Consider the following 12,710-nt stretch of genomic DNA (forward strand, 5'->3'; position numbering starts at 1 on the left):
TCAGGCCGACGCGGCCAGATTGAAGGGCGTTGCTTCGTCGTCGAATGCGTTGAAGATATCGCGAATGCTGATGACGCCGATCAGGCTGTAATTATCGATCACCGGCACGTGGCGGATGTGATGCTTGCTCATGAGGTGGCGGACATGCTCGAGCGTATCCGTCGACGTGCAGGAGACGAGCTGCTGTACCGAAATGAATTGCGAAACGCGCATGTTCACCCCGGCCGTGCCGTGCTCGGCGATGGCGCGCACCACGTCGCGTTCGGTGAACATGCCGACTGCCGTGTTGCCTTCGGTGCGCACCACATCTTTCACCACCAGCGCGCTGATATTGCTGGAGCGCATCAGTTGGGCGGCAATGGCGACGGTCTCGTTCATGCGAACCGTTGCGACACGGGCGGTTTTCTTGCGCAGAATATCTCCGACTTGCATGGCGACCTCCTTGGGTGAATTGTTACCTCAAGTCTGGTATACATAATGCCAATTGTCAACACGATTGATAGGCGAAATCTTTCGCCGGAAAGAAGATAAATAGGCAGTATTACTGACGTTCTTGAACGCAGCGTTCTGGCCGGAGGAGTGGGTTGTCGTCGTCTGAAGCGATCCAAAAAGCGCTCAGGTATACCAGAAGCCGTCCTAGCAAAAGAAAACGCGCCCATCCCATGGGATGAGCGCGCTTCTTTCGAACAACCGATCCGGTTCGGATCAGGCCGCAATCTGCGACTTGGCGACCACTACCTTGCGCCAGGGCTTCAGCACCGCGATCGCCAGCACCGAGGCCAGGATATTCGCACCCGCCGCGACGATGAACACGGTGTCCCACGTGCCCGAAGACTGCTGCATGTAGTTCGCCACCGGTACCAGCAGCGCCGCGGTGCCCTTTGCGGTGTAGAGCAGGCCGGCATTGGTGGTCGCGAACTTGGCGCCGAAGGTGTCGGTGCAGGTCGACGGGAAGAGGGAGTAGATCTCGCCCCAGGCAAAGAACACAAATCCCGACAGCAGCACGAACCACACGGGATCGTGGCCCAGCATGTAGAGGCCCCAGATGCCAATGCCTTCCATGCCGAACGCGATGAACATGGTGTTCTCGCGGCCGATCATGTCGGAGATCCAGCCGAAGAAGGGGCGGGTCAGGCCGTTGAGGACGCGATCGATGGTGGCGGCGAACGTCACTGCCGTCATCGTCACCGCCATCAGCGTCACGGGCACGCTGTCGACCTTCCAGTCCACCGCGATCGGCTTGAGGTTGGCGGTGACCATCAATCCGCCGGCGCCGACGATCACGAACATGAAATACATCAGCCAGAAGATCGGCTGACGGATCACTTCGGTCGGCTGATAATTGCGCCGGGTCTGGATGATGTTGGCGTTCTGCGTCACCGCAGGCACCTGTCCGGATTTCGGCGAGAACATGAAGAAGGCGAGGATCACGATGATGATGCCCTGGCCGAGACCGAAATAGAGGAAGGTGGTCTGGAAGCCGGAGTCCTTGATCATCGCCTGGATCGGCGCGACCGTCAGCGCCGAGCCCGCGCCGAATCCGGCGGCGGTGATACCGGCAGCGAGGCCGCGCTTGTCGGGAAACCATTTCAGCGCGTTGCCGACACAGGTGCCGTACACGCCACCGGCGCCGATGCCTGCGATGATCATGCCGAGATAGAAGCCGTTGAGGGTGGTCGCCTGGGCGTTGATTGCCCATCCGACGGCGCAGAGGATGCCGCCGACGAGGACGACGATGCGCGGGCCGTATTTATCGACGAACCATCCCTCGACCGGCACCAGCCAGGTCTCGAACAGCACGAAGAGCGTAAATGCCCACTGGATCGACGCGCGATCCCATCCGAATTTCTGCTGGATGTCCGGGACGAAGAAAGTCCAACCATATTGATAATTGGCGATCATCACCATTGCGGCGACGCCGATGGCCAATTGGGTCCAGCGATAAGCGTCGCTTACTCGGGCCGCCGCGACGGGGGCTGCTCCGTGCACTGTGTCCGTCATTTTCCCTCCATAGGCTGTTCTATCCAATACCCGACAGCTCAAGAGGGCAGCTTGGTATATGTTATGCCAGTAGACAAGAGGAATCTTGCCAGATTGTCGCATTTCCTGTTGCTGCTGCAAAGGCGATCATCAGAGCGGCGGTATCAAGCCGCGCTTTAAGGAGCTGAAATAAAAAAGAAATTATTCGCTAGGCGCTGATCGCCGTGTTCCATCATGAGCTTGCGCTTTTTTCGAGCCTGATATGCCAGTGTCAAAAAAAGTTGATGGCCGGGACAGTTTTGCCCCGGCCATCACGACTCTTAGGTAGTTGGAAAGCGCCTGAAATGCGCCTCGCATTTCTATTCAGGCTTACGGACCTTGGTCGCTCCTGCGATGGCGCTTTGCTCCCTCAGGCAGTGGCGGCGCGCAGCCGGGTATAGCCCTGCTGGATCACCGACCAGAACAGCGCAATCAATCCCAGGATCATGATCGAGCTGACCAGCGTGTTGGAAAAGAAGATGCCGAGCGAGCCCTGGGATCCCAGCAGCGACTGCCGGAATGCCTCTTCCGCCTTGTCGCCGAGCACGATGGCCAGCACCAGCGGGGCGAGGGGATAGTTGCACTTCTTGAGCAGGTAACCGATCACGCCGAACACCAGCATCAACACCACGTCGAACGTAGAGCTGTGGACCGAATAGGCGCCGATCGCGCACAGCACCAGGATGAGTGGCGCGATGATGCTGAAGGGGACGCGCAGGATGGCCGCGAAGACCGGCACGCAGGTCAACACGACGATCAGGCCGACGAGATTGCCGAGATACATCGAGGCGATCAGACCCCAGACGAATTCCTTCTGTTCGACAAACAGCATCGGCCCGGGCTGCAGGCCCCAGATCAGGAGGCCGCCGAGCAACACCGCCGCCGTCGGAGAGCCCGGCACGCCGAGCGAAAGCATCGGCAGCAGCGCCGCGGTGCCGGCAGCGTGCGCCGCGGTCTCCGGAGCAACCACGCCTTCGACTTCTCCCTTGCCGAAATTGCTGCCGTTCTTCGACACCCGCTTGGCGATGCCGTAGCTCATGAAGGAGGCCGGCGTTGCGCCGGCCGGCGTGATGCCCATCCAGCAACCGATCACGCAGGAGCGTATCGAGGTCACCCAGTATTTTGGCAACTCCTTCCAGGTCTGCAGCACCACCCGCAAATTGATCTTGGCGCTGCCGCCGCGGAAGGCGAGCCCTTCCTCCATCGTCAGCAGGATCTCGCCGATGCCGAACAGTCCGATGACGGCGATGAGGAAGTCGAACCCGTTGAGCAGGTGGGTAACGCCGAATGTCAGCCGGAGCTGTCCGGTGATGGAGTCGAGACCGACGGCGGCAAGCGCAAAGCCGATCATCATCGCCGCAATGGTTTTGAAGGGCGGCTCCTTGCTCAAGCCGACAAAACTGCAGAATGCCAGAAAGTAAACCGCGAATTTCTCGGCTGGCCCGAATTGCAGCGCAAAGCTTGCGACCAACGGCGCGACCAGCGTGATCATGATCACGGCGAACAGGGCGCCCACGAACGACGAGGTGAAGGCCGCCGTCAAAGCTTCACCGGCCTTGCCCTGCTGCGCCATCGGATAGCCGTCGAACGTCGTCGCCACCGACCATGGTTCGCCGGGTATGTTGAATAGAATCGAGGTGATGGCTCCGCCAAACAACGCGCCCCAATAGATACAGGACAGCATGATGATGGCCGATGTCGGCGGCATGCTGAACGTGAGCGGCAGCAGGATCGCCACGCCATTGGCGCCGCCCAGCCCCGGAAGCACACCGATCAGGACGCCGAGCACAATGCCGAGCACCATCACCATGATGTTGAAAGGCTGCAGCGCTACCGCAAAGCCGTGAAAAAGATTGACGAGTTCTTCCATCCCCGAGATCCTGCTTTGCGAGTAATTTACAGACCGAGCCACTCTTCAATCGGTCCCTTGGGAAGCGGGACCATGAACCAGCGCTCGAAAATGAAGTAGGTGACGATGGGCATGCCGAGCGAGATCGCCAGCACGGTTAGCCAGGGATACTTGCCGAGCCATCGCATGAACCATGCGATGAAGACCATCGAGGCGAGGTACAGCCCGATGAACGGCATGACGCCGACATAGATCGCGGTCGGAACGACGACGCTCAAGACCTGGCGAAGCTGTCCCCATTCCGCGAACAGATCGTCATTGTCTTCGCGCAATCCGTTCCAAAGGTTTATCGCGCTGGACGCGACGATAAAGATTCCGATGTAGAACGGAAAGAAGCCGGCGCGGGGGCCTTCCGCTCCCCAGTTGATGCCGGCCTTCATGCTGCCGACGATCACGATCACGCCGAAGAGGGCGATCAAGAGCGTGACCCCTGCCTCCACCAGCTTGTGGGTGGGGCCGGTGTTGCTTGAGCTGCCTGTGGTCATCAAAACTCCATGCGAAACCGGGCCTGTGGCCCTGGGGCCCGGCATCGGGGTTGCGGTCGTACTAGGTCAATCGTTCTTTTCGCTCAGTTTCCTGCGGCCGCAAGGAAGCCGGCGTCCTTCATCAGCGCCTCGTGACGCTTCTCCTCGACCTCGACCCACTTGGCATACTCGGCCCCGGTCAGAGAGGTCGTGTTGAACGCGCCGCTCTTCATGAAGTCCTGCCACTCGGGCGTGGCGCGAACCTTCTTGAACAGCTCGACGTAGTACTCGATCTGGTCCTTCGTCGCCCTGGGCGACATGAAGATGCCGCGCAGCATCAAATATTCCATGTCGAGGCCCTGCGACTTGCAGGTGGGAATGTCCTTCCAGCTCTTGCCGTCAGCGACCTGCTCGTCATAACTCATCGGCTGCGCGTCGAACACGCAAAGCGGACGCAGCTTGCCACCGCGCCATTGGGCGACGGCCTCAATCGGATTGTTGACGGTGGAATCGACATGGTTGCCGACGAGCTGAACGGCGACTTCGCCGCCGCCCTTGTAGGGAATGTAGGTGAACTTGCTGCCGGTGGCTTTCTCGACCGCGACCGTAATGATCTGGTCTTCCTGCTTCGAGCCGGTACCGCCCATCTTCATGGAGCCGGCAGGCGCGGCCTTCACGGCATCGATATACTCTTTCGCCGTCTTGTACGGTTTTTCGGCGTTCACCCACAGCACGAACTCATCGAGCGCCAGCATCGTTACCGGAGTGAGATCTTTCCAGTTGAACGGGATGCCGGTGGCAAGAGGGGTGGTGAAGAGGTTGGAAAGCGTGATGATGATCTTGTGCGGATTTCCGCCCGATCCCTTGAGGTCGAGGAAGCCTTCACCGCCGGCGCCGCCCGACTTGTTGATGACGACGAGCGGCTGCTTCATCAGACTGTGCTTGGTGACGATGCCCTGGATCGTCCGAGCCATCTGGTCGGCGCCGCCGCCGGTGCCGGCAGGAACGATGAATTCGACGGGGCGTACCGGCTCCCAAGCGGCGATTGCAGGGACCGAAATCCCGACCGTGCATAACGCGGCAAGTGCCCCCAACGCAGTATGTGCAGCATGTTTCATTTGTTTCACTCCCATCCAATTGTCGTTACGCCGGTCTGTTGCCGGCTTGGTCATTCATTCCGAGCGTCCCATGCGGGCGTTCTCGCACTCAAGACCGTCACACTGCAACGGTTCCATTGGCGCGACGATTGCAAGCTCGAATTGTAGGAGGGACCTTCAGGTGCGGCATCCGCTCCTTTCGGCCAATTGTGAAGTTTTGGAATACGGGAAGCGACGCGCGACAACGTCCGCGCCTTCCGCCCCATCGCCCTGACTGTCCCTTTGGACTGCACGGCCTACCTCCCAAAGCGCGCTGTTTGTTCCGAGCGCTGCGGAACGCATCTTTGTATGCGATATGCCAGGAAGCAACTGGATATTGCATCCGAATGTCCCCCCGGCTGATTTGTCGCAGATGGTGGTAAAGGCCGGCGGCTGGTTGCGCACAAAAAATGGCCCCGGAAGCCGGGGCCATTAGTCGAAATCATCAAAGGTCGGGTCGTTAGCCGGATCGCGCCTGTGCGCAGAAACCCTGTATTTTCAGGCTCAAAGACCGAAATAGGGGAGATCGCCATTGCGGACGGCGATGCGGCTGCTGGCGGTCAGCAGGCGGTCGATGGAAGCCATCAGACGGCCGAACAGGGTGCTGGAGGGCAGGAGGCTGATGGGCGCAGTCTTGGACATGTTTGTCCCCTTTTCTTGGCGCGGAACCATTCCGCTGCGTGGTCTGGGAACAATCTAGGTATGCCAGATGCCAGCTACAACAGAGTTGTTTGCATAGCAGCAATTGGCGGTTTGCATTGCAGCAAAGTTGACGAAAGTGGCATTCCAGACAGCAAAAGGCCGCCGGAACCCGGCGGCCTTTGTATCCTGAGTACAAACCGGCTTATTCGGCCGCCTGCTTGCGCGGCGGATCGAGCGCGCCGGAATCGTGGATTTCGGCCACCTGGTGATCGCTGAAGCCGAGCACCTGGCGCAGGATCTCGTCGGTGTGCTCGCCGAGCAGCGGCGAACGCGTCACCTCGCTCGGTGAGTCCGACAGCTTGATCGGATTGCCGACCGAAACGTACTTGCCGCGGGTCGGATGATCGACCTCGACCACCGTGCCGGTCGCGCGCAGCGACTGGTCTTCGGCGATCTCCTTCATCGACAGGATCGGGCCGCAGGGGATGTCGTCCTTGTTGAGGATTTCCATCGCCTCGAATTTTGTCTTGGTCATCGTCCACTGTTCGATGCGGGCGAAGATCTCGTTGAGCCGCGGCAGGCGGGCCGCCGGCTTGGCGTAGTTCGAATCGGTCTTCCAGGTGGGCTCGCCGATGACGTCGCAGATCTTCTCCCACACCGGCGCCTGGGTGATGAAGTAGATGTAGGCGTTGGGATCGGTCTCCCAGCCCTTGCACTTGAGGATGCGGCCGGGCTGACCGCCGCCGGAATCGTTGCCGGCACGCGGCACGGCATCGCCGAACGGAATGCCTTCGCCGAACTGGCTGTATTCCCTGAGCGGACCATGGGCGAGGCGCTGCTGGTCGCGCAGTTTGACGCGCGCGAGGTTCAGAACTCCGTCCTGCATCGCGGCGGTGACCTTCTGGCCCTGGCCGGTCATGGTGCGCTGGAAGAGCGCGGTGACGATGCCGAGCGCGAGATGCAACCCGGTGCCGCTGTCGCCGATCTGTGCGCCGGTGACGAGCGGCAGGCCGTCGCGGAAGCCGGTGGTGGAGGCCGCGCCGCCGGTGCACTGGGCGACGTTCTCATAGACCTTGCAGTCTTCGTAAGGCCCCGGGCCAAAACCCTTGATCGAGGCCACGATCATCTTCGGGTTGATGGCGTGGATCTTCTCCCAGGGGAAGCCCATGCGGTCGAGCACGCCGGGGCCGAAGTTTTCGACCAGCACGTCGCAGGTCTTGATCAGCGCGGTCAGGACTTCCTTGCCCTTGGGGTTCTTGGTGTCGAGCGTGATCGAGCGCTTGTTGTGGTTGAGCATGGTGAAATACAGGCTGTCCACATTGGGAATGTCCTGCAGCTGGCCACGCGTGATGTCGCCGACGCCGGGGCGCTCGACCTTGATCACGTCGGCGCCGAACCAGGCCAGCAATTGCGTGCAGGTCGGGCCCGACTGAACGTGGGTGAAATCGAGAATGCGAACGCCCTTGAGCGCCTTAGACATATGGTTCTCTCCTCTTACTATCTGTTGCCGTCATGCCCGCGAAGGCGGGCATCCAGTAATCACCGTCGGTTCAGTCGGGCACAGCCTTCGTCACACGATAGTTCGGCGGTTACTGGATTCCCCGCCTGCGCGGGGAATGACGCCGATGGGTTGATATGTTCACTTCTTCTTCAAAACGCTTTGCGGATTGAGGTTGCCGATGCGGCCGCTCTCGGAGCCGGCCGCCGGATCGATCACGGCATTGATGAGCGTCGGCTTGCCGGAATCCATCGCGGCGTTGACGGCGCGCTTCAGCTCGTCGGGCGAGGTGGCGTTGATGCCGACGCCGCCGAAGGCTTCCATCATCTTGTCGTAGCGCGAGCCCTTGACGAATACCGTCGTCGCCGGGTCCGAACCGCCCGCATTGACGTCGGTGCCGCGATAGATGCCGTCATTGTTGAAGATGACGATGCAGATCGGAAGCTGGTAGCGGCAGATGGTCTCGATCTCCATGCCGGAGAAACCGAAGGCCGAGTCACCCTCGATCGCGAGCACCGGCTTGCCGGTTTCGACGGCGGCCGCGATCGAATAGCCCATGCCGATGCCCATCACGCCCCAGGTGCCGACGTCGAGGCGCTTGCGCGGCTTGTACATGTCGATGACGCCGCGGGCGAGGTCGAGCGTGTTGGCGCCTTCGTTGACGAGGATGGCGTCGGGGCGCTCCTTGATGATGGTGCGCAGTGCGCCGAGCGCGCCGTGATAATCCATCGGCGAGGCGTTGCTCATCAGCTTCGGCGCCATCTTGGCGACGTTGTCGTCACGCTTCTTGTTGACGGTATTGACCCAGTCGGCCGGCGCGGCGGACCAGCTGCCGCCCATGCCCTCGAGCAGCGCGGAGACGCAGGAGCCGATATCGCCGACCACGGGAGCCACGATCTCGACGTTGGAATCCATTTCCTTCGGCTCGATGTCGATCTGGATGAATTTCTTCGGGGCGTCGCCCCAGGTCTTGCCCTTGCCGTGCGACAGCAGCCAGTTGAGGCGGGCGCCGATCAGCATGACGACGTCGGCGTCCTTCAGCACGGTGGAGCGCGCAGCTCCCGCCGATTGCGCATGCGTGTCGGGCAGCAGGCCCTTGGCCATGCTCATCTGCAGGAACGGTGCGCCGGTCTTTTCCACGAAGGCGCGGATCTCGTCGTCGGCCTGCGCATAGGCCGCACCCTTGCCGAGAATGATGAGGGGGCGTTTCGCACCCTTGAGCACGTCGAGCGCGCGTTTGACGGCTGACGGGGCAGGGATCTGGGCGGGCGCTGCGTCGATCACCTTCACCAGCGACTTCGCGCCGGCAGCCGCGTCCATCACCTGGCCGAAAAGTTTTGCCGGCAGGTCGAGATAAACGCCGCCCGGGCGGCCCGAGACGGCGGCACGGATCGCGCGCGCCAGGCCGATGCCGATGTCGGCGGCGTGCAGGACGCGGAAGGCCGCCTTGCAGAGCGGCTTGGCGATCGCAAGCTGGTCCATCTCCTCATAGTCGCCCTGCTGCAGGTCGACGATCTCGCGCTCGGAGGAGCCCGAAATCAGGATCATCGGGAAGCAGTTGGTGGTGGCGTGGGCCAGCGCCGTGAGGCCGTTGAGAAAGCCGGGCGCCGAAACGGTGAGGCAGACGCCCGGTTTCTTGGTCAGGTAGCCGGCAATGGAAGCGGCGTAGCCGGCATTCTGCTCGTGGCGGAACGAGAGCACGCGAATGCCCTCGGCCTGCATCATGCGTCCAAGATCCGTGATCGGGATGCCCGGCACACCATAGATGGTGTTGATGCCGTTGAGCTTGAGTGCGTCGATGACGAGATGGAAGCCATCCGTCAGCTCTTGCTCGGTGCCCGGTGCTTCGGACTTGGTCGCGGTATTCAGCATGGGCTCATCTCCCTGATCGTTCTGGTTCGGACGATTTTTCGTCGTCTTCTGGTGCGAAGGTACGTCTAGTTAAACAGTTCCTGTCCGTGCGCTTCGACGTAGGCGGCAAGGCCCAGCGTGTGGTCGCGCGCACGTTTCTCGGCGAGTTCGGTGTCGCGTGCTTCCAGCGCCTCGATGATCGCCAGATGCTCGGGCAGGGAGGTCGCGGTGCGGTCCTTCCGTCCGATGGTCAATTGCCGGTAGCCGCGCACATGCAGCAGGATGTCGTTGGTCATATCCACCAGCACGGGCGACTCGGACAGCGAGATCAGCGCCTGATGGAACGCGATATTGGCCTTGGAGTATTCCTCGACATGATCCTGCGGCAGGCGATCCTTGCCAAAATCCTTGAAGAAATCACGCAGCGCCGTGATGTCCTTCTTGCGCGCGGTGGTCGTGATCAGGCGTGCGGCCATGCTTTCGAGCGCGGCCCAGGCGCGGATCATGTCGACGATCTCGAGCTTGGTGCGGCGGACCACCACGATGCCGCGGCGCGGCACGGTTTTGACGAAGCCGTCCTGTTCCAGCATCGCGATGGCTTCGCGAATAGGGGTGCGGCTGACGCCGAGGCGTTCGGACAGCGCGCGCTCGTCGAGCATCACCTGCTCGGGCGTCGCATAGATGTCCATCTTGAGAATAGCTTCCTTCAAGGCCTCGTAGGCCTTGTTCTTGAAGCTCGTCTCGGGTGCAATCCGGACGATTGCAATATCTGCCTCAGCCATGACAGGCGGCGCCTTGGTTTGTTTTCGTTCGGGCACGACTCGTCTCCTCCCTGTTGGAGACGTCTTCTTAGCAGAAGAAATGCTCGAATATTTTTGGCATACCAAATACCAGAATGTCAAGATGCCTATGTTTTCGATGTTTCTGCGCGATACTTTGACTTGACAATCTGATCTCTGGCATACCAAATGCCATAAAATTAGCCCCAGGAGGAAGCCAATGTCAAATTCTGCAGATGCGGCCCGCAAGATCGTCGAGCCCAGCGCCAAAGAGGCTGTCCGCCAGGTGCTCAATACGGTGAAGGCTGAAAAGCGCACCAGCCTCACCGCGCCGGAAGGCAAGGTGGTTTGCGACGCCTACGGCATCCCGGTTCCCCAAGAAGGTGTGGCGAAGTCCGCCGCCGAGGCGGCCAAGCTCGCAACGGGCATGGGCTTCCCAGTTGTGATGAAGATCGTCTCGCCGGACATTCTCCACAAGACCGAAGCCGGCGGCGTCGTGGTCGGCGTCAAGACCGCGGCTGATGCGGAAAAGACCTACGAGACCATCCTCGCCAACGCCAAGAAGTATAAGGCTGACGCCAAGATCGAGGGCATCCAGGTCCAGCAGATGCTGGCCGGCGGCACCGAGGTCATCGTCGGCTCCATCACCGACGGCTCGTTCGGCAAGCTGGTGGCGTTCGGCCTCGGCGGCGTGCTGGTCGAGATTCTCAAGGACATCACTTTCCGCCTGGCGCCCGCGACCAAGGACGACGCGCTGTCGATGCTCGACGGCATCCAGGCCCATGACATGCTGAAGGGCGTGCGCGGCGGCGATCCGGTCTCTCGCGAGGCGCTCGCCGACATCATTGTCAAAGTGTCGCAGCTCGTCAGCGACTTCCCCGAAATCGTCGAACTCGACCTCAATCCCGTATTCGCCACCAAGAAGGACGCGATCGCCGCCGACGTGCGCATCGTCGTCGACTTCGATTACAAGCCGCGCCCGGCGCCGCGCCCGACCGAAGAAATCGTTGCCGCGATGAACCGCATCATGCAGCCGGTGGGTGTGGCCGTGATCGGCGCCTCCGCCGAGGACGGCAAGATCGGCAACTCCGTGATGAAGAACCTGATAAATGGCGGCTATAAAGGCGAGATCTATCCGATCCACCCGAAGGCCGCCGAGATCCTGGGCTACAAGGCCTACAAGAGCGTCAAGGACGTGCCCGGCGTGATCGACACGGCGGTGTTTGCGATCCCCGCGAAGTTCGTCGCAGGCGCACTGGCCGAATGCGGCGAGAAGAAAATTCCAGGCGCCGTTCTGATTCCGTCGGGCTTTGCCGAAGCGGGCGCCCCCGAATTGCAGGCAGAAATCGTCGAGGTCGGCAAGAAGTACAACATCCGCCTGATGGGGCCGAACATCTACGGCTTCTATTATACGCCGGCCAATCTCTGCGCCACGTTCTGCACCGCCTATGACGTCAAGGGTTCGGCGGCGCTGTCGTCGCAGTCCGGCGGCATCGGCATGGCGATCATCGGCTTCTCGCGCTCCGCCAAGATGGGCGTCTCCGCGATCGTCGGCCTCGGCAACAAGTCCGACATCGACGAAGACGATCTGCTCGCCTTCTTCGAGCAGGACCCGAACACCGCGATCATCGCGCAGCACTGCGAAGACCTGAAAGACGGCCGTGCCTTCGCGGAGGCCGCCAAGCGCGTCTCCAAGAAGAAGCCGGTGGTGGTGCTGAAGGCGGGCCGCACTTCCGCGGGCGCCAAGGCTGCCTCGTCGCATACCGGCGCGCTTGCCGGCAACGACAAGATCTACGAGGACGTGTTCGCCCAGTCCGGCGTGATCCGCGCCCGCAGCTTGCGGCAATTGCTCGAATTCGCGCGCGGCGTGCCGGTGCTGCCGACGCCGAAGGGTGAGAACATCCTGATCATCACAGGCGCGGGCGGCTCCGGCGTGTTGCTCTCGGACTCGGTTGTGGATAACGGCCTGTCGCTGATGACGATGCCGCCGGACCTCGACGCCGCGTTCCGCAAGTTCATTCCGCCGTTCGGCGCGGCCGGAAATCCGGTTGATATCACCGGCGGCGAGCCGCCGATCACCTATGTCAACACGGTCAAGCTTGGCCTGTCGGACGAGCGGATTCATTCGCTGATCCTCGGCTACTGGCACACGATCGTGACGCCGCCGATGGTGTTCGCCCGCAACATGGTCGAGGTGAAGAAGGAGATGGAGGCGAAGGGCTTCGTGAAGCCGATCGTCGCCTCGCTCGCCGGCGACGTCGAGGTCGAGGAAGCCGCCGAATATCTCTACCAGAACGGCATCCCGGCCTATGCCTATTCGACCGAACTGCCGGTCGAGGTGCTGGGCGCCAAGTACAAGTGGGCGCGCGGCGCGGGCCTGCTCTGAGCTGAACGACCCATGCCGCTTCGGTT

Annotated in this window: 10 protein-coding genes; 1 reads left to right on the top strand and 9 read right to left on the bottom strand. The window is 61.4% G+C overall.

All coding sequences use genetic code 11. The annotated features are described in order from the left end of the window. The 9 genes from KIP88_RS04755 to KIP88_RS04795 all read right to left on the bottom strand — a co-directional run bounded on the left by KIP88_RS04755 (window position 1) and on the right by KIP88_RS04795 (window position 10,301). Complete coding sequence (locus KIP88_RS04755; protein ID WP_214486711.1) at window positions 1-432, bottom strand: CBS domain-containing protein; 432 nt, start codon at window positions 430-432, stop codon at window positions 1-3. A gap of 273 nt (window positions 433-705) precedes the next feature. Continuing rightward, entirely contained in the window at window positions 706-2,001 is a 1,296-nt protein-coding gene (oxlT, locus tag KIP88_RS04760; RefSeq protein WP_214486712.1) for an oxalate/formate MFS antiporter, read from the bottom strand. A gap of 388 nt (window positions 2,002-2,389) precedes the next feature. Further along, the gene (locus tag KIP88_RS04765) at window positions 2,390-3,889 is read right to left on the bottom strand and encodes a tripartite tricarboxylate transporter permease (RefSeq protein ID WP_214486713.1); all 1,500 of its coding nucleotides are present in this window, start codon (window positions 3,887-3,889) and stop codon (window positions 2,390-2,392) included. Between the two features lie 26 nt (window positions 3,890-3,915). Further along, window positions 3,916-4,413 carry a tripartite tricarboxylate transporter TctB family protein gene (locus KIP88_RS04770; protein ID WP_214486714.1) on the bottom strand — a complete coding sequence of 166 codons (498 nt, stop codon included), beginning with the start codon at window positions 4,411-4,413 and terminating at the stop codon, window positions 3,916-3,918. Between the two features lie 83 nt (window positions 4,414-4,496). After that, window positions 4,497-5,510, bottom strand: a complete 1,014-nt coding sequence (locus tag KIP88_RS04775) for a tripartite tricarboxylate transporter substrate binding protein (protein WP_214486715.1) — start codon at window positions 5,508-5,510, stop codon at window positions 4,497-4,499. Between the two features lie 522 nt (window positions 5,511-6,032). Continuing rightward, on the bottom strand, window positions 6,033-6,170 hold the full coding sequence (locus KIP88_RS04780) for a hypothetical protein (protein ID WP_214486716.1): 138 nt from the start codon (window positions 6,168-6,170) through the stop codon (window positions 6,033-6,035). 202 nt (window positions 6,171-6,372) lie between these two features. Next, window positions 6,373-7,650 carry a formyl-CoA transferase gene (gene frc / locus KIP88_RS04785; RefSeq protein WP_214486717.1) on the bottom strand — a complete coding sequence of 426 codons (1,278 nt, stop codon included), beginning with the start codon at window positions 7,648-7,650 and terminating at the stop codon, window positions 6,373-6,375. Between the two features lie 159 nt (window positions 7,651-7,809). Then, complete coding sequence (gene oxc, locus KIP88_RS04790) at window positions 7,810-9,540, bottom strand: oxalyl-CoA decarboxylase (protein ID WP_214486718.1); 1,731 nt, start codon at window positions 9,538-9,540, stop codon at window positions 7,810-7,812. Window positions 9,541-9,605: 65 nt separating this feature from the next. Further along, complete coding sequence (locus tag KIP88_RS04795) at window positions 9,606-10,301, bottom strand: GntR family transcriptional regulator (RefSeq protein ID WP_249790581.1); 696 nt, start codon at window positions 10,299-10,301, stop codon at window positions 9,606-9,608. Window positions 10,302-10,518: 217 nt separating this feature from the next. On the opposite strand from KIP88_RS04795, the gene KIP88_RS04800 reads away from it, so the two are divergent. Then, complete coding sequence (locus KIP88_RS04800; RefSeq protein WP_214486720.1) at window positions 10,519-12,684, top strand: acetate--CoA ligase family protein; 2,166 nt, start codon at window positions 10,519-10,521, stop codon at window positions 12,682-12,684. Window positions 12,685-12,710 lie beyond the last annotated feature (26 nt).

The organism is Bradyrhizobium sp. SRL28 (genome assembly GCF_018596315.1).
Lineage (GTDB): Bacteria > Pseudomonadota > Alphaproteobacteria > Rhizobiales > Xanthobacteraceae > Bradyrhizobium.